The sequence below is a fragment of the Bradyrhizobium sp. CCBAU 53340 genome (assembly GCF_015291645.1).
In the GTDB taxonomy this organism is placed as follows: domain Bacteria; phylum Pseudomonadota; class Alphaproteobacteria; order Rhizobiales; family Xanthobacteraceae; genus Bradyrhizobium.
Genome location: NZ_CP030055.1, coordinates 333,673 through 350,318, shown reverse-complemented (window position 1 = coordinate 350,318; position 16,646 = coordinate 333,673). Strand labels below are relative to the sequence as shown.

Annotated in this window: 18 protein-coding genes and 1 tRNA gene; 5 read left to right on the top strand and 14 right to left on the bottom strand. The window is 63.9% G+C overall.

Annotated elements, in window-relative coordinates; all coding sequences use genetic code 11:
• Positions 1 to 8: 8 nt before the first annotated feature.
• Positions 9 to 476: a DUF2269 domain-containing protein gene (locus XH89_RS01635; protein WP_194465412.1), complete on the bottom strand. Its 468-nt coding sequence runs from the start codon at positions 474 to 476 to the stop codon at positions 9 to 11.
• The gene (locus tag XH89_RS01630) at positions 473 to 1,372 is read right to left on the bottom strand and encodes a dienelactone hydrolase family protein (RefSeq protein WP_194465411.1); all 900 of its coding nucleotides are present in this window, start codon (positions 1,370 to 1,372) and stop codon (positions 473 to 475) included. Before XH89_RS01630 ends, XH89_RS01635 begins: the two co-directional genes overlap by 4 nt.
• A 266-nt stretch (positions 1,373 to 1,638) precedes the next feature.
• Here XH89_RS01630 and XH89_RS01625 point away from each other — a divergent pair, with 266 nt between their 5' ends.
• Positions 1,639 to 2,148, top strand: a complete 510-nt coding sequence (locus tag XH89_RS01625) for a GNAT family N-acetyltransferase (RefSeq protein WP_027555342.1) — start codon at positions 1,639 to 1,641, stop codon at positions 2,146 to 2,148.
• 197 nt (positions 2,149 to 2,345) lie between these two features.
• Positions 2,346 to 2,882: an inorganic diphosphatase gene (gene ppa / locus XH89_RS01620; RefSeq protein ID WP_194465410.1), complete on the top strand. Its 537-nt coding sequence runs from the start codon at positions 2,346 to 2,348 to the stop codon at positions 2,880 to 2,882.
• Positions 2,883 to 2,993: 111 nt separating this feature from the next.
• Here the strand turns inward: ppa and folD are convergent, their stop codons facing one another.
• Genes folD through XH89_RS01605 form a run of 3 tightly spaced genes read right to left on the bottom strand, consistent with a single transcriptional unit; the run spans position 2,994 to position 4,520 of the window.
• Entirely contained in the window at positions 2,994 to 3,878 is an 885-nt protein-coding gene (gene folD, locus XH89_RS01615; protein ID WP_194465409.1) for a bifunctional methylenetetrahydrofolate dehydrogenase/methenyltetrahydrofolate cyclohydrolase FolD, read from the bottom strand.
• Between the two features lie 9 nt (positions 3,879 to 3,887).
• A complete protein-coding gene (locus XH89_RS01610; RefSeq protein WP_194465408.1) occupies positions 3,888 to 4,223 on the bottom strand; it encodes a DUF167 domain-containing protein in 336 nt (111 codons plus the stop codon).
• Positions 4,224 to 4,229: 6 nt separating this feature from the next.
• On the bottom strand, positions 4,230 to 4,520 hold the full coding sequence (locus XH89_RS01605) for a YggT family protein (protein ID WP_194465407.1): 291 nt from the start codon (positions 4,518 to 4,520) through the stop codon (positions 4,230 to 4,232).
• A 185-nt stretch (positions 4,521 to 4,705) separates the two neighbouring features.
• On the opposite strand from XH89_RS01605, the gene XH89_RS01600 reads away from it, so the two are divergent.
• Positions 4,706 to 4,781: transfer RNA gene (locus XH89_RS01600), tRNA-Ala, on the top strand.
• Positions 4,782 to 4,895: 114 nt separating this feature from the next.
• On the opposite strand, the gene XH89_RS01595 is transcribed toward XH89_RS01600, so the two are convergent.
• The 7 genes from XH89_RS01595 to XH89_RS01565 all read right to left on the bottom strand — a co-directional run bounded on the left by XH89_RS01595 (position 4,896) and on the right by XH89_RS01565 (position 12,728).
• Positions 4,896 to 5,708 (bottom strand): enoyl-CoA hydratase, encoded by an 813-nt coding sequence (locus tag XH89_RS01595; RefSeq protein ID WP_194465406.1) that lies wholly within the window; start codon positions 5,706 to 5,708, stop codon positions 4,896 to 4,898.
• A gap of 94 nt (positions 5,709 to 5,802) precedes the next feature.
• Positions 5,803 to 6,597, bottom strand: a complete 795-nt coding sequence (locus tag XH89_RS01590) for a glutamine amidotransferase (protein WP_194465405.1) — start codon at positions 6,595 to 6,597, stop codon at positions 5,803 to 5,805.
• A gap of 130 nt (positions 6,598 to 6,727) precedes the next feature.
• Positions 6,728 to 7,507, bottom strand: a complete 780-nt coding sequence (locus XH89_RS01585; protein WP_194465404.1) for an SDR family oxidoreductase — start codon at positions 7,505 to 7,507, stop codon at positions 6,728 to 6,730.
• 230 nt (positions 7,508 to 7,737) lie between these two features.
• The gene (locus XH89_RS01580; RefSeq protein ID WP_194465403.1) at positions 7,738 to 8,226 is read right to left on the bottom strand and encodes a TerB family tellurite resistance protein; all 489 of its coding nucleotides are present in this window, start codon (positions 8,224 to 8,226) and stop codon (positions 7,738 to 7,740) included.
• A 258-nt stretch (positions 8,227 to 8,484) separates the two neighbouring features.
• The gene (locus XH89_RS01575) at positions 8,485 to 9,894 is read right to left on the bottom strand and encodes an adenylate/guanylate cyclase domain-containing protein (RefSeq protein WP_194465402.1); all 1,410 of its coding nucleotides are present in this window, start codon (positions 9,892 to 9,894) and stop codon (positions 8,485 to 8,487) included.
• A 49-nt stretch (positions 9,895 to 9,943) separates the two neighbouring features.
• Entirely contained in the window at positions 9,944 to 11,311 is a 1,368-nt protein-coding gene (locus tag XH89_RS01570) for a cytochrome P450 (RefSeq protein ID WP_194465401.1), read from the bottom strand.
• Between the two features lie 34 nt (positions 11,312 to 11,345).
• Positions 11,346 to 12,728, bottom strand: coding sequence for a hydrolase (locus XH89_RS01565; RefSeq protein ID WP_194465400.1), 1,383 nt, complete (start codon positions 12,726 to 12,728; stop codon positions 11,346 to 11,348).
• 137 nt (positions 12,729 to 12,865) lie between these two features.
• On the opposite strand from XH89_RS01565, the gene XH89_RS01560 reads away from it, so the two are divergent.
• On the top strand, positions 12,866 to 14,560 hold the full coding sequence (locus XH89_RS01560; protein WP_194465399.1) for an MFS transporter: 1,695 nt from the start codon (positions 12,866 to 12,868) through the stop codon (positions 14,558 to 14,560).
• Positions 14,561 to 14,569: 9 nt separating this feature from the next.
• Here XH89_RS01560 and XH89_RS01555 read toward each other — a convergent pair whose 3' ends face one another.
• Positions 14,570 to 14,785, bottom strand: a complete 216-nt coding sequence (locus XH89_RS01555; protein ID WP_194465398.1) for a hypothetical protein — start codon at positions 14,783 to 14,785, stop codon at positions 14,570 to 14,572.
• Between the two features lie 192 nt (positions 14,786 to 14,977).
• A complete protein-coding gene (locus XH89_RS01550; RefSeq protein WP_194465397.1) occupies positions 14,978 to 15,271 on the bottom strand; it encodes a hypothetical protein in 294 nt (97 codons plus the stop codon).
• A gap of 254 nt (positions 15,272 to 15,525) precedes the next feature.
• Here XH89_RS01550 and XH89_RS01545 point away from each other — a divergent pair, with 254 nt between their 5' ends.
• Positions 15,526 to 16,596: a polysaccharide deacetylase family protein gene (locus tag XH89_RS01545; protein ID WP_194465396.1), complete on the top strand. Its 1,071-nt coding sequence runs from the start codon at positions 15,526 to 15,528 to the stop codon at positions 16,594 to 16,596.
• Positions 16,597 to 16,646: the final 50 nt, after the last annotated feature.

The window sequence follows — 16,646 nt, the reverse complement described above, 5'->3', positions numbered from 1 at the left end:
CACTTCCCTCAGAACGGCTTTGCGATCATCAACCACAGGATCAGCATCGTGGCGCCGAAGCCGGGGAAGCCGAACGCGAACCAGCGGCGAAACAGGACGAAGTAGCGCTCCGGCAGCGCGACACCTTGCTCGGCGGCCTTGCGCGCGAGATCGCGCATCTCGATCTGCATGAAGACGACGGGAATCCAGAACATGCCCGCAACGGCATAGAGCGCGAGCGAGGCCAGAATCCAGCGCTCAGTGATCGATGTGGCAGAGAGCATCATCAGCAAGCCGCCGGTGACCGGTTGCAGGATCACGGCCGACAGCGTGAAGATCGTATCCGCAATCACCACCACCGACGCCGTGCGCGCGATGAAATCGGCGCTGTCAGTGCGATGCGCCATCAGCATGAAAAAGGCGATGCCGGTTCCGGTGCCGAGGATGACGATGGCGCCGAGCACGTGCAGATATTTGACCAGGAAATACAGCGTCATGGCTTCTTGGTCGCTGCGGGCTTGGGCAGGTTCAGCGCCCGCGCGAGCTCGCTGGTTGCGGCCTGAACGCCTGCCTCGGTCTCGATCATCCAGTGGCCCTCGGTCCCCACGGCGGGCAGCGTGCGGAGATCGTCCTTGCCGCCGTCGCTGCGAAACGCATCCGCCAGAGTTTTCGAGAATGCCGGCGAGAAATAGCTGTCATTGGCTGCGACCAGCGACGTGACGGGAATGCGCGCCGCCTTGCCGAATTCGGCCGCGGCGGCGAGGAGCGTATGCGGCGCGCAGATCTTGTTCGGTTCATCATTGGCGTGACCGCCGCGCCCGGGTGCAAAGGCAATGATCGCGGATATTTCTTTCGGATCACCATTTGCGAGCGCGAGCGCGCCCCAACCGCCGGCCGAATGGCCGATCACGACCGCGGCATCCTTGCGAATAAAATCCTGCTTCTGCAGATATTTTGATGCGAACAATATCTCTTGGGCGGTGGCTCGGCCCGCGCGGACATAGTCCGCTTCGTCGCAGCCGCCCTGGTCCTCGATATAGCGGCCGCCGGTCGCGCCATGGCCGAGCCGCTCCGGCACCAGCACGGCAAAACCGCGCGCGACCAGAAACGCGGACAGCGCGCGATAGTCGGGCTGCGGCATTTGCGCGCGACGGAGCACGTTCTGCGTCGACGCATGTGCGATCACGGCGAGCCGGAAGGGACCAGTGCCTGCGGGGCGAAACAACAGCGCGCGTGCGGCAATGTCGGTATCCGGCGACGGCACGCGCCAGTCCTGGCGGCGAAGCGGCTCTCCTTCCGGGCCCGATGGCCCGAACGTGACCTGTGCGCACAGAGGCGGCGCGGTTAGCAGGGTCAGCAAAGGCAGGAGCGCAACTGTGTTGAAGAGCCGCATGAATTGCCGAAGGCGTGCACGGACAGCGATGTCCACATTAGTAGGAACGAATCATTTGGGGCGGACTTTCTGCGCTGCCATTGCGGTTCATTGGTTGTCGCAAAGCAGTTTTGCACTGATGTACGGCACGCCGGTGCCGTTCGAACTGGCCACTTGTCTTCTTTCGGTACAACATGGTCAAAATACTGATGCAGAAAGTCCACAGGTTAACCGATAATTAACGATAGGTCTTGCCGCCAGGGCGGCGACTTGGTTTGATCGCGTCCATGAGCACAACCCTGATCGAGGTCCGGCCGGCCAAAGCTGCAGATGCAACTGCGGTGGCGTCCACCCATGACGAAGCCTGGCGCTCGGCCTATCAGGGCATCATTCCCGGCGCCGAGCTGGAGAAGCTGATCAACCGCCGCGGTCCGCAATGGTGGGACAGCGCGATCCGCAAGGGCAGCCGCGTCAGTGTGCTCGTGTTCGGCGACAAGATCGCGGGCTACGCCAATTACGGCCGCAACCGCGCCCGCAGCCTGCACTTCGACGGCGAGATCTACGAGCTGTATCTGCGCCCTGAATTTCAGGGCCTCGGCTTCGGCCGGCGCCTGTTCGCCGCGGCCCGCCGTGATCTCATGCAGAGCAATCTCAAGAGCATGGTGGTGTGGGCGCTTTCGGACAACGATCCGGCGACCGAGTTCTACCGCGCCCTCGGCGGCCGCATGGTGGCGCGCTCCTCGGAGCGGTTCGGACCGAAATCGCTCGACAAGGTTGCCTTCGCCTGGACCAACTAGGGTTCGGATCTATTCAGCTGCTGAAACTTTAGTCGGCAGCAAATCCCATCCGTCGATACCGCCCGCATTTTGGGCCGGTGATCGTTGGATTCATTTTTTCACAAAAACACCATGGATCGGCGGGCCAAGCCCGCGTATGACAGCGCCAAAATCGCTGCCGGGCGCGATTTAACCTCGGCAACAACGGAGCCTTCTGAATGCGTATCGATGCGGTCTCGATCGGAAAAAACGTACCCCACGACGTCAACGTCATCATCGAAGTCCCCGTGGGCGGCGAGCCGATCAAATACGAGATGGACAAGGAAGCCGGCACGCTGGTGGTCGACCGCTTCCTCTACACGCCGATGCGTTACCCCGGTAACTACGGCTTCATCCCGCACACGCTGTCCGATGACGGCGATCCCTGCGACGTGCTGATCGTCAACACCCGCGCCATCATTCCCGGCGCCGTCATGAGCGTGCGCCCGGTCGGCGTACTGTTCATGGAAGACGAGGCCGGCGGCGACGAGAAGATTCTGGCGGTGCCGTCGTCGAAACTGACGCAGCGCTACGACAAGGTGAAGTCGTATTCCGACCTGCCTGAGATCACGCTGCAGCAGATCCAGCACTTCTTCGAGCACTACAAGGATCTCGAGAAGGGCAAGTGGGTGAAGATCACGCGCTGGGGCGGCCCCGAGGAAGCGCAGAAGCTGATCCTCGAGGGCATCGAGCGCGAGAAGAAAAAGAAGGGCTGAGTTATCGGTGTCCCGGACGCGACGCAGAGCTGGGACCCATGCCACCACTGGGCCCCGGCTCAGCTGCGCACCGCTAAAGCGCTGCGCTGCGTCCGGGGCACGAGGGTTTGACTACACCGCCGGCTTCGGCAGGCCTGCGATCGCGCAAGCCGCACGCAGCGTGTTCACCAGCAGGCAGGCGACGGTCATCTGGCCGACGCCACCAGGCACCGGCGTCACCGCACCGGCAACGCCAAGCGCTTCCTGATAGGCGACATCGCCGACGAGGCGGGTCTTGCCGTCGTCCTGCGGAATGCGGTTGATGCCGACGTCAATCACGGTCGCACCCGGCTTCAGCCAGTCGCCACGCACCATCTCGGGCCGGCCGACCGCGGCATAGACGAGGTCGGCCTGCTTCACGAGCGCGGGCAGGTCGCGCGAGCGCGAATGCGCGATCGTCACCGTGGCGTTCTCGTTCAACAGCAATTGCACCAAGGGACGGCCGACCAGATTGGAGCGGCCGATCACGATGGCATTCATGCCTTCGAGCGAAGCATGCACGCTCTTGGTCAGAATGATGCAGCCGAGCGGCGTGCAGGGCGACAGCGCCTGGAAGCCGCCGGCAAGCCGCCCGGCATTGTTCGGATGCAGGCCGTCGACATCCTTGGCGGGATCGATGGCATTGATCACGGCTTCGGTGTCCAGGCCCTTGGGTAGCGGCAGTTGCACGAGGATGCCGTGCACCGCGGGATCGCGGTTGAGCTTTGCAACGAGTGCCAGCAGATCCGCTTGCGAGACGTCCGCGGGCAGCTTGTGCTCGAACGACGCCATGCCGGCGGCCTGGGTCTGCTTATGCTTCGAGCGGACATAGACCTCGCTGGCGGGATCATGACCGACCAGAACCACGGCAAGGCCAGGCACCAGATTGTGGTCGCGCTTGACGCGGGTGACCTCCTCGGCAACGCGGGCGCGCAGGTCCGCGGCGATGACTTTTCCGTCGATGATCTTGGCCGTCATGTCAGTTCCCTAGTCCTTCGATTTGCCTGATGCGAGCTCGCGCAACGCCTCAATAAGCCGTGCCGGATCGCCCTCGATCGCAACCTGCTTCAGCCGCGACGTCGTCCCCGACAGCAGGCTGACGCTGGCCTTGGGTACGCGGAGCGATTTCGCCAGCAGCGCCAGCACCGCACGATTGGCTTCGCCGCCATCAGCGACGGCCCGCACGCGCACCTTGAGCACGCTGCGGCCGTCGGAGAGTTGCTCGATCCCGTCGACACCGTCACGGCCGCCACGCGGCGTCACCCGCAACGCGATGCTGATGCCCGTGGTGGAGGTGCGCCAAGGTTCCAGCAAAGGTTCCATATGCCCCTATGGAACGTAGGGTAGGACGTATCCTTCCAGGTACAATTCGATCAGCAGCAGCAGGAAGAAGACGATGATCGGCGAGATGTCCAAACCACCAAAAGAGGGCAGGCGTCGCCGGATCGGAGCCAGGACCGGCTCGGTTATGCGATACAGAAATTCAGCTACCGCCGCGACAAATTGGTTGCGCGTATTGACGACGTTGAACGCAATCAACCACGAGAAGATCGCCGCAACGATCAGTATATATCTGTAAAGGCTGATAATTTGAATCAGCACAAAGACGATAGGCTTCATGGATTCGGCTCGTCTCCCGTGGACCTGCGTACAGGCTTCGCTAGATATCGGTTCCCCCCGGCCCAAACAAGGGAAGTCGGTACCGGGGACGGCTAAAACCCCCTTACACCCGTCCTTGACTTGACCTTGGCGGGGACTTAAATGGCGCCCGGTTGTCGGCCGCGTTTACCAGAGCGGCCAGCAAAGGGGCCATAGCTCAGCTGGGAGAGCGCGTCGTTCGCAATGACGAGGTCGGCGGTTCGATCCCGCCTGGCTCCACCACGCTTCGCCCTCCGGGCTACGCGTGGCGCAGCCACGACGGAGCCCGAAGGGCGAAGCGTGGTGTCCGGCGAAGCCCGCAGGGCGAAGACGGACTTATCGTCCCACGAATTCCCCCTACTTTCCCGTAAACCGTGGCGCCCGCTTCTCCATGAAGCTCGCAACCCCCTCGCGGAAATCGCTGCCGTTCAGCGCCACCATCATCTCCCTGTTCGCCTCGATGGTCGCCTCGGCCAGGGTCTGGAACGGCACCTCGTAGAGTTGCCGCTTGATCACGGCCATCGCGCTCGGCGAGACGAAATCTGCAAGGTCGCGCGCATAGGCGTAGGTTTCCTCGCGCAGCCTCTCGGGCGGACACAGCCGGTTCACCAGCCCGATTCGCAGCGCCTCCTCGCTTCCCACGCGCCGCGCCGACAGCAACAGATCCATCGCGTTGGCGTGGCCGACGATGCGCGGCAGCATCCAGCTGATGCCGTGCTCGGCAATCAGGCCGCGCCGCGCGAAGGCCGTCGTGAACACGGTGTTGTCGGCGGCAAAGCGCAGATCGCAATAAAGCGCATGGACGAGGCCGATACCGGCGGTTGCGCCGTTGAGCATGGCGATGACCGGCTTTCCGATCGATGGATAGAAGCCGTAGCGCGTCTGCCAGTCCGGCCGGCGGTTCATGTCGAAAGGCGGCAGGTTCGAGGCGCGCCTGACGTCGTCGGGATCGAGCCCCTTCAGCGCGTCCATGTCGGCGCCGGCACAGAACGCCCGGCCCGCGCCGGTCAGCACGATGACGCGAACATTGTCGTCAGCGTTTGAGGTTTCCATCGCGTGGCGCACGTCGCGCTCCATGGTCGGCGTCCACGCATTCATGCGGTCGGGGCGGTTAAGCGTGATGGTCGCGATCTTGTCGCTCACCTCATAGAGGATGTGTTCATAGGCCATCGCGCTCTCCCTTTGTCGGCCGGCACGCGTTCGTGCGCGCTCGTTGGCAGTGAGCCTAGCATAGTCAGGGATGAGGGCTTGCGTGGAGACGCGATTATTCGGCGGCTTGCGCCAGCACCGGCCGGCGCGCCAGCCAGCCGTCGATGAAGTGATCGAGCCAGGCGCGTTCCGCAGCGTCGTAGACGGCGCGGTCCGCGAAATGATGATGCCGCTGCCGCGCACCGGGCGCGCTCAGCCCGTCATAGCCGCGCGTGGTCCAGCAATGCATCATCGCGTAAGTCACGTCAGGATGAAACTGCACGCCGAAGGCATTGCCTGTCCGAAACGCCTGGTTCGGAAAATCATCGCCTTCCGCCAGCAGTTCGGCACCTCGCGGCAACTCAAACCCTTCGCGATGCCAGTGATAGACCCGCGCCGGCCAGTCCGGACAGAGCGCGTGGCCCGCCGCAGTCGGGCGAATCGGATAATAGCCGATCTGGGTCAGCGCCTCCCGATGCGGCGCGACACGCGCGCCGAGCTGCATCGCCAGCATCTGCGCCCCGAGGCAAATGCCGAGGAACGGCCGCTGCTCGCGAAGCGGAATCTCGATCCAGTCGATCTCGCGGCGGATGTAATCGTCCGGATCATTGGCGCTCATCGGACCGCCGAAGATCACGGCGCCGGCATGCCGGTCGAGCGTATCGGGCAGGAGATCGCCGAAGCGCGGCCTGCGGATGTCGAGACGATGGCCAAGCGCGCGCAGCGCATTGCCAACACGGCCGGGCGTGGAGGATTCCTGGTGCAGGATGATCAGAACCGGCAGAAGGGATTCGGAGGCGGGCGCGCTCGGCGTCCTTCTGGGGAAGGGCACCAATTCTGCGCCACCAAACCTGTTCGTCCGAAACGACATGGCCTTTTGCGAGTGCTATCGGTTCAAGCCGCCAGCATAGCTAAGCGATGGTTAACATCGTGTGAGTTTGCGCACACAAGCCCCGATACTGAAGCAAGCTCCGGGCCACTACGGGTGCTGCAGATTTTCTTCAGTGCCGCTGCCGCTGGAACCGGCTGGTGGCGGACAGGATGAAACCGCGCGGGAAGAAGCGCAGCGCGAACGGCACAATCTTGATGCCGAATCCCGGCAGCACTGCCCGTTTGTTCGCCATCAGGCCACGATAGGCCTGCCGTGCAACGTCGGCGGCCGAGACGTTGAGCATGGCCGTATCATGCCCGGAGCCAACACCAGCCCGTCCCTGGAATTCGGTCGGCACCGGCCCCGGACACAGCACGGTGACGCGAACACCACGTGGCGCGAGCTCCGCGCGCAACGCCTCCGTGAACGAAATCACATAGGCCTTGGACGCGTAATAGACCGCCATGCCGGGACCCGGCAGGAAGCCCGCGACTGAGCCGACATTGAGAAGGCCGCCCTTGTTCCTGATGAGTTGATCGGCAAAGCGCAGCGACAGATCGGTCAGCGCCCGGACGTTGACGTCGACGATGCCGACCTGCTCGTCGCGGTCGCGCTCGATGGCGTCGCCAAACACCCCGAAGCCGGCATTGTTGACGAGATTGTCGAGCTCGACCTCTTCGGCGGCGAGCGCGGCGGCGATCCGTTCGCCGGCATCGGCCTGCTGAAGATCGCAGGCGATCACGATCGGCTTCTTACCGCATGTCGTGGCGAGCTCATTCGCGAGCGCCTTGAGCCGGTCGGCACGCCGCGCGGTCAACGCCAAACGGTGTCCATTTGCGGCAAACACACGCGCCAGCTCCGCGCCAATGCCCGCCGAGGCTCCGGTGATCAACGTTACCCGCTCAGTCACAATTGCAGTCTCTTGAATCGAAGTTTTTTGGCCCCGTAATTAGCGGAACTGAGCATAGGCCGCGCGCGACAAGCAAGCGGCACCGGCGGCATGGGGGCCTGAGCGGGCAGCAGGAAAGCGGAAAAAACCGCGGAATCTCAGGGGAATCCGGAACCGACGCGTGTGAGCGCTACATTAAAGTTTCGTCATGTGGTTGGTACAACCGGCGATCATACCGCCGTGACGATGGTTCAGCCGCCGACAGCGCTGTCCCTGACTTCTGCCCCGGCGCGGTCCGCCACAGCGTGTTTGAGATCGATGCGGTCGCGTTGGGAAATCCCGAGGAGATCGGAGGCACGCCAGACGACATTGTCCTCGAACTCGGTGACCTGGCCATCGGCATAGACCAGCTCCCACATCATCTGGACGATGCGCTTGCGGCCCTCTTCATCGAGCGAGCGCATGATGACGCTGGTGAAGTGATAGAGGTCGACCGCCTCGCCCTCGACCTGCGTTGCATCCGCGATCAGCCGGTCGGCCGTGCCCCGATCGAGCTTGAAATGGCTTTCGATCAGGCTGTGCAGCTTGCGTTGCTCGGCCTGCGTCGGCTGACCGTCCAGCGAGACCACGTGGATCAGCAGCGCGGTCGCCGCCAGCCGGTAATCGCTGTCGCCGAAGGTGCGGTCCTGGGCTTGGGGAGCAACAATGTCGGCGATGAATTGGCGCAGGCCGTCGAGCATAAGGTCCTACCGAAATCGATGACGCCGCAAGGAGCGCGGCGGTACCAGCATTATATGAGCGGGAAACTCAACCGGCGCAACGTGCGTCAGTTCCGCGCGCCGCATTACGTTTCGGCAATCTCTCCGTCGTGGCCGGGCTTGGCCCCCCAAATCGTCATTGCGAGCGCAGCGAAGCAATCCTGACTGTCACCGCGGAAAGATCCTGGATTGCTTCGCTGCGCTCGCGATGACGGAGTCTGTGGCGATCGCCCCCGTCCCTCACGGTATCTCGTACACCACCATCTTGTCGGCGATGCCGCGGAGCGCCGCCTGCTTCTGGATCGGCCTGATCTCGCGCCCCCGCAGGATCTCGGCAACCGCTGGCGCGTCCAGCACCGGGCCGGTGATGTGAATCTCCTGCGCGGTCGACAGGCTTTGCACGCGCGCGGCGATGTTGACGGTCTGGCCGAAATAATCCTGCCGCTCGTTGAGCATCACCGCGAGGCACGGCCCTTCGTGAATGCCGATCTTGAGAACGAGATCGTTGGCGCCGCGCTGCTTGTTCAGATCATCCATGGCCGCGCGCATGCGCAGCCCCGCAGTAATCGCATGTTCGGGCCTGACGAAGGTCGCCATGACGGCATCGCCGATCGTCTTCACGACGGCGCCCTTCTCGGCGGCGATGATCTCCAGAATCGCCCGAAAATGCGCGCGTACCAGATCAAACGCGCTGAGGTCGCCGACCCGCTCGTACAGCGCCGTCGAACCCTTGAGGTCGGTGAACAGGAAAGTCAGTGACGTGATCTTCAATCGCTGATCGACGTTTAGATTGTCGGCCTTGAAGACGTCGCGGAACGTCTGGTTCGACAGCATTCTCTTGGCGGTCAGGATCGGCTTGCGCTTGCCGATTATCTCGTGCAGCGCGTCGGCGGCAATCCAGACCGAGGGCAACACGCGATTGCCCGATTGATTTTCCAGTGTGAGGCGCAACGGCCCGGGGCGCATCACTGTGGTCCCCGTCGGCGCCTCCAGCTTGTTGAACATGATCGAGAGCTGTTGGCGTTCGCTGGTCGGATCACCCCGGACATCCAGGAAATGGGCGGAATGGGTAACCGGCTCGAAGACGATGATGAACTGGCTGGGCAGGTTCAGCGACAGGATCGCCTTCTCGCCTGATGGCAATTCCAACGCTTCCAACGTCACGTCGTTGATCAGGCGCGAAAAAGCCTCCTCGTTGATGTCGACGCCGGAGCTCCAGAACATCTGCCGCGTATATTCCCACATCGGCAGTGTGTCGGGATCGTGAGCGCCGATGCGGCGCACCCGCGGGCTGACGGTAAAGGCCACTTCAACCATCTCATCGACCGACGCCTCGTATCCGGCGGCACAAAGCGCGCAATTGTAGTCCTCGTGCTTCAGCGATTTCAGCGTCGTATGTGCGCCCAGCACCCCGCCGCAGCCGGGGCACAGCACGTTCCAGCTCATGTCGAACAGGCCGAGCCGCGAGGCGTGCAGAAATCCGGAAATGACCTTCTCCTGATCGAGCCCGGTACGATCGGCAAAGTCCAGCGCATTGATGCGGTTGAGGTCGCGATCATGCCCGTTGGCGATCAGCTCGGCGATGGCCTCGACGACGACGGGATCGGCCGTCTGCTTCAGAACGGAAAACTGAGCCTGGATGTCGCTCATGGCATAACTCTATCTCTGTTGGACCACGCCGTCGGCCAGCAATCGCCTGCTACCGACGCGTGATGCTGAACAAGGGTGAGCGATCCGGCTGGGTCGTGACGACGCCATGCGGGATCACGGGAATCCTATCGGCCAGCTCGACGCGGAACGAACCGATGAGCCGGGCCAGCGCCAACACGGACTCGGCTTGTGCAAACGGCGCGCCGATGCAGACACGCGGGCCGGCGCCGAATGGTAGATAAGCGAAACGGTCAGGCGGCTCTTTCGACATGAAGCGTTTTGGGATGAAGGCGTTCGGCTGGTCCCACAGCTTCTCGTGCCGGTGCAGCAGCCAGGGCGCGATCATGATGATGTCGCCCTTGCTGACCGCAGCGCCGGCCACGATGTCCTTGTCGCGTGCGGCCCGTGCAATCAGGAAGGCCGGCGGATAGAGCCGCATGGCCTCGTCGATCACGGCGCGTGTGAATTTTTGCCGATCGATATCGGCGATGCTGTCGAGATGCTCGCCGCGAGTCTCGGAGGCGACCTCCTCCTGGGTATCAGGATCGAGCGCAAGCAGGTAGAGCGCCCAGAACAGCGCGGTTGCGGTGGTCTCATGGCCGGCCAGGATCATGGTCGCGACCTCGTCGACGAGCTGTTCGTCCGAAAACCCCTTGCCCGTTTCGGGATCGCGCGCCTCGTCCATGAGGTCGAACAGATCGCGCGGCGGCGCGCCATTCTTCTTGCCCGCCGCGCGCCGCTCGGCAATCAGCATCCCGACGAATTCGGTCCAGCGCGTGCGGAAGCGGGCGCGGGCCCGATCCATCGGCGTCGGCCAGGACACCGGCAGCACCATGTCGAGGAAGTAGGCCCGGCCGAGCCGCTCGCCATATTCCATGACGAAGTTGCGCAGGGTCGGGCCGTGCCGGTCCATGCCAAACGAAAACATCGTGCGCCCGGCGATTTCCAGCGTCATCCGCTGCATGACCTCACGCAGATCGACCGGCTCGTTAGTGCGCGCGTCCAGTTTCGCGATGGTCTCGTCGAGCACCGCGGTCATGTGAGGGACGAGGTTGGCGGTGGCGCGCGGCGTGAACGCGGGCGACAGCGTGCGGCGTTGAAATGTCCAGGAGTGGCCCTCTGCAAGCAGGAGACCTTCGCCGAGCACCGGACGCAGCATGCGGATGCCGGCCGGCGTCCGCGTGTAGTTTTCGTAATTGTTGAGCAGGACATGCCGGATCGCGTCCGGCCGGTTCAGGATGAAGCTCTTGTGCAGGAGGAAGCGGCCCTGGATGATCTCTTCCTCATAGGCGCGCTGCCCCCAGGTGGCGATCATGTTCTGCCTGATCACCGCAAGTCGGCCGAAGAACGACAGATTGTCCGGCGCGCGCGGCGGGGTCAGAGGGATGATGGGCCGTCGCACGCCGGCGATGTTCATGGCTCTCTCCCGCAGATCTGGCTCAGGCAAATAGCTAGTAAGTCAGTTCGGCAACCGCAATCCTGTTCTCGGAGGCCGGCCAGGCGCGTGCCACAATTCGTTCTTCGTTGAATTGGGCCACGACGTTACGCCCGACCTCACTGGCCGAAAGGCGCAGGGTTGCTGCCGCATCCGTGGGCACCCCCGGGTGAACGTCGGCGGGCTCCCGGCCGTCGAATAGAACGATGTCGCGCGGCAGGCCGAAATAGCCGCGCGGGCGCGACATGATCAGCACCGCGCCGGCGTCCTTGTCCGCTGGGATGAACGGCCGGGCGGCGCGCAAATGCACCACGTCGGAGGAGCGCGGGAAGGGCGAACGGTAGAAGTGCGTGGTCGGGGCATCGGGCGAGGTCAGGACGATCTCGAGCGCCGAGGTGGGATCGACCTCGGCCGGCCCCCAGCGCCCGTCCGCACCCGTCGTCGCACGGTGCACGACATCGCCCCTGCGCTCACCGCTCTCGCGGTCGACATGGTGAACTTCAACTGTCGCCCCGGCGACCGGACGGTTGGTCGGCACGCCGTCGACCGCGCCCGTGACCAATCCGCCGATGCGGACGGTCCGCTCCGGCGTGATCGCGATGCGCGCGGGCTCGCCACCGGCGATGAACTTGTAGATCTCGCGGAAGGCGCGCGGGTGATACGCCGTTTCGCGATGATCGATGGTGCCGAGCACGAGATTGGTCGCGCCCTTCAGCTCCGGTCCTTCAGCGGTGACATTGGTCGGCACGCCCGGTCTGCCGATGAAGCGGCCATCGGGCTGCGCATATTTGTCCATGCCGTCGCTGCGCAATGTGAGGAATGCGACGCCCGGCGTCACCTCGCTGTCACCATCGTTCAAGCCGCGCAGGAAGGTCCCGCGTCCATTGAATTCGCTGCCGAGCATATCATCCAGCGCGAATACGCCGTGATTGGGCGTGCCGCACAGGACGGCGTGACTGACATCACCGGCGCCGCCATTCTTGATGACGTTGCGGATGGAATTGCCGCCGCGCGAATTGCCGACCAGCGCCACGCGCGCCGCTCCGGTGCGGCGCTTCAGTTCGGCGATGGCGGCGGCAAGCTCGCGCCGCTGATCCTCGGTCGAGGAGCGGTTGGCCTGCTCGACCGTGTCGTCGGCGCGCGCCGTCGGATTGGTGAAATTGATCGCCATCATCCGGTCGTGCGCGATGTCGTTGGATTCCATCCGCCACAGCGTGGTCATCCAGAGTGCGTCGTAATCGCCGTTGCCGTGGACGAACAGGATCGGCGGCACCTCGGAGCCCTTGTCCGTGCCCTGGGCTGCAGGCTGCGTTTGCGCCAGCGCTTCCATCCGGAAGTTCGCAGCCGCGAAAGCCAGGCCACCCGCACCTTGCAGGATCGTCCGTCGTGACAGCGTCATCTGTTCCTCCCCGATGAAACCACGTCTTTGCACCGCTTATAGCGGCCTAACCACTGGACAGCGAAGGACTTTCGCAGGCATCACTGAAGAGGCCGGAATCATTGAAGCCATTTCTGCCAGACGACTTGGAAGAGGATATGACCGAGCAGACCAACCGCCAGAGACGTTCCGCCGACGCCATCACGGCGCCCCTGCGGTACACCGTATTCCGGCGCATCTGGCTCGCCAGCCTGCTCTCCAATCTCGGCCTCCTGATCCAGGGCGTGGGCGCGGCCTGGGCGATGACGCAGATGGCGGCCTCGGCCGACAAGGTGGCACTGGTACAGACCGCCCTGATGCTGCCGATCATGCTGATCTCGATGCCGGCCGGTGCCATCGCCGACATGTACGACCGCCGCATCGTGACGCTCGTCGCGCTCATGATCGCGCTGACCGGCGCGTCCGCGCTCACGATCCTCGCCGGGCTCAAGCTGATCGCTCCGGAATCCTTGCTGGCCTTCTGCTTCGTCGTCGGCAGCGGCAATGCGCTGTTCGGACCGGCCTGGCAGTCCTCGGTCAGCGAGCAGGTGCCGCCGGACGCACTGCCGTCGGCGGTGGCGCTGAACGGCATCAGCTACAACATCGCGCGCAGCTTCGGTCCCGCGGTCGGCGGCGTCATCGTTGCCGCAGCCGGCGCGGTCGCGGCATTCGCCTGCAACGCGATCCTCTATTTGCCGCTGCTGGTGGTGCTGCTGCTCTGGCGGCGGACCACCGAACCGTCGCGCCTGCCGCGGGAAAAGCTCAACCGCGCCATGGTCTCCGGCTTCCGCTACATCACCAATTCGCCGCCAATCAAGATCGTGCTGCTGCGGACGCTGGTGATGGGCCTGATCGGCGGCGCCGTGATGGCGCTGATGCCGCTGGTCGCGCGCGATCTGCTGCATGGCGGCGCGCAGACCTACGGCATCATGCTCGGCGCCTTCGGCATGGGCGCGGTGGTCGGCGCGCTCAACATTCACGAGTTGCGCAAGCGCATGAGCGGCGAGGCGGCGATCCGCGCCTGCACGATCACGATGGCCTTCGCGATGGCGGCGCTTGCGCTCTCGACCGAACCGGTGCTGACGGCGGTCGCGCTGGTGCTGGCCGGCGCGGTCTGGATGGCCTCGGTCGCGCTGTTCAATATCGGCGTGCAGCTTTCCGCGCCGCGCTGGGTCGCCGGACGCTCGCTCGCCGCATTCCAGGCTTCGATTTCCGGCGGCATCGCGATCGGCGCCTGGGGCTGGGGCCATCTCACCGACTATGCCGGCGTCGAGGTCGCGCTGTTGACGGCCGCCGGCCTGATGCTGGTCTCGCCGCTGCTGGGATTCTGGCTCACGATGCCGCGCGTCGGCGCCCGCAACGAGGATGCCGCGGTGCTGGCCGACCCTGAAGTCAAGCTGTCGCTGACGGGGCGCAGCGGACCGCTGGTGGTCGAGATCGAATATCGCGTCAGCCAAGACAATGCGCGCGCCTTCCATAATGTGATGCAGGACGTGCAGCTCTCCCGCCAGCGCAACGGCGCCTATGGCTGGTCGATCGCGCGCGATATCGCCGATCCGGAATTGTGGACCGAACGCTATCACTGTCCGACCTGGTTCGATTACTTGCGCCAGCGCAACCGTTCGACCCAGTCCGAACGCGCGCTGCATCAGCAGGCGATCGATTTCCATCTCGGCCCCGAGCCAGTGCGGATCCGCCGCATGCTGGAGCGGCCGTTCGGCTCGGTGCGCTGGAAGGAAGAGACGCCGGACCGCGCCAGCGCCGAGGTGCTGCCTGTTGTCGCGACCGCGGCGGGGAGCACCATCAGCCGCTAGCAGTTGACGTTACTGCCCGTGCTCGGTCAGCACCTTTTCGCAGGCCTTGCTGAGACGAGCGCGGTGCTCCTTCAGGCAGGCGAGCACGGCACTATCGCCATTGTTCATCACCGCGCGACAGAAGCGCGTGACGTCACGCGCGCAAGCGTCGTGGCCAGGCTGCTGCTGCGCGGACGCGCCCGATGCGCACAGAACCAACGAAACAATGAAAAGAAATCTGGTCATCGCGTAATGCCTCGTACCCTTGAGATGTGCGGGCGAAGCTAGTGCGACGATCCCTTAGCCGCAACGGCTTTTGTTTACAGCCGGCCTCGTGGCGCTGCGAGGCCCCAGCCTGATGCCGGGGCACGTCGCGAGGGGAGTTCGGCAACAACGCGATCGCTGCGCTCTTACTGGCCGTCTCTTATTGACCGTCTCTTATTGACCGTCCTGGGCGTCAGCGACCTTGCGTGAGGCGCCCTTGGCGAGGTCCTTGTCCATCACCGCGCGGCAGCCGGCGCTCAGATCCGAGCGATGCTTCATCATGCAGGCGGTGATCTTCGGGATGTTGGGAATTTCCGAGGAGCACAGGCGGAACGCATCACCAGTGCACATCTGCTGCGCTTCGGCCGAGAAGGCGAAGCTCGAGGTCGTCGAGACGATCGAAACGATGGCGGCGAAACCCAGAGCCAGACTGGTGTCGCGGATTTTGGCGGAAACCGACTTCGTCATTTGAAGCTCCCATTGGCACCGCGGGTGCGCGGGCCCGTTGTTGATGGGAGCTACGATGCTCCAGCACGGTCGTTTCCACTGTGATGATGGTCACGTGCGACCGCCCCTCTGTGACATCGGTCACTTTGGCGCACCTATCTGAAATTCCTCCGCATCCGCTGTCGCGTTGGTGTCACGTTAACTGTTCCTTCGCATTAATGGCTCGTCGCGCGGGAAATTCCGCTGGTTTGGTTGCGTATTTGGAAAGAGTAGCGATGCGTAATGCGTTAGGCCTGATGCTGGCCAGTGTCCTCGCGGCGGTCGTGATCGCCGGAGGTTGGTACTTTTATTCTTCCCGCGCCGATCAGGGCGCCCCCAAGACAACAGCCGCCCGTGCTGCCGATCCTCTGCCGGCACCGGCCAAGCTCGCCGCCAGGGATGACGTCGAGACCACGGCGACGATCGCCGCCAAGCCCGCCGCGGTAGCCGCCGCGCCCGCTCCGGCCCCAGTGCCCGCGCCGGTTCCGGTTCAGCAGACCACGACCTGCACCAATCCGGATGCGTTGGGCGTCTCGCGCGTCGTCGAGATCGACACCACCGGCGGTCCGGGCTTCGGATTCGAGCAGTTCAAGCAGTTTGATTTCCTCGCCGACAAGGAGGTCGTGCTGACCTTCGACGACAGCCCTTGGCCGCACAACACACCGGCTGTGCTGAAGGCATTGGCCGACGAATGCACCAAGGGCCTGTTCTTCTCGGTCGGCAAGCATGCCAGCTGGCATCCTGAAATCTTGCGCCAGGTTCTGGCTCAGGGCCACACCGTGGGCACGCACACCTGGTCGCACGTCAATCTTGCCGGCAAGAAGATGACGGAGCAGCAGGCCAGGGACGAGATCGAGAAGGGTTTCAGCGCGGTGAAATGGGCGCTCGGCACCAATCCGTCACCGTTCTTCCGCTTCCCCCAGCTGTCGCAGAGCCCGGCACTCGTAAGCTATCTCGGCAGCCGCAACCTCGGAATCTTCTCGACCGACATCGACTCCTTCGATTTCCGCAAGGAGAACACTCCGGACAAGATCGTCAGCAACGTGATGACCAAGCTCGACAAGCTCGGCAAGGGCATCATCCTGATGCACGACTTCCAGAAGCGCACCGGCGAAGCGCTGCCGACGCTGCTCGCGCGCCTCAAGGCCGGCGGCTACAAGGTGGTGCAGATCAAGGCCAAGACCACGTTCGACTCGCTGCCCGAGTATGACGAAGCCATCCTCAAGGAGTTGAAGGTGCCGGCGTCCAGCAGTGCGACCAACGCGCGCCCGGTCTCCAGCGTGGTGCAGACGGTCTCTCAGCGCTAAGCGCGGAAGGTCTCGAAAAGCAAAATGGCCGGGCTCTGCCCGGCCATTTT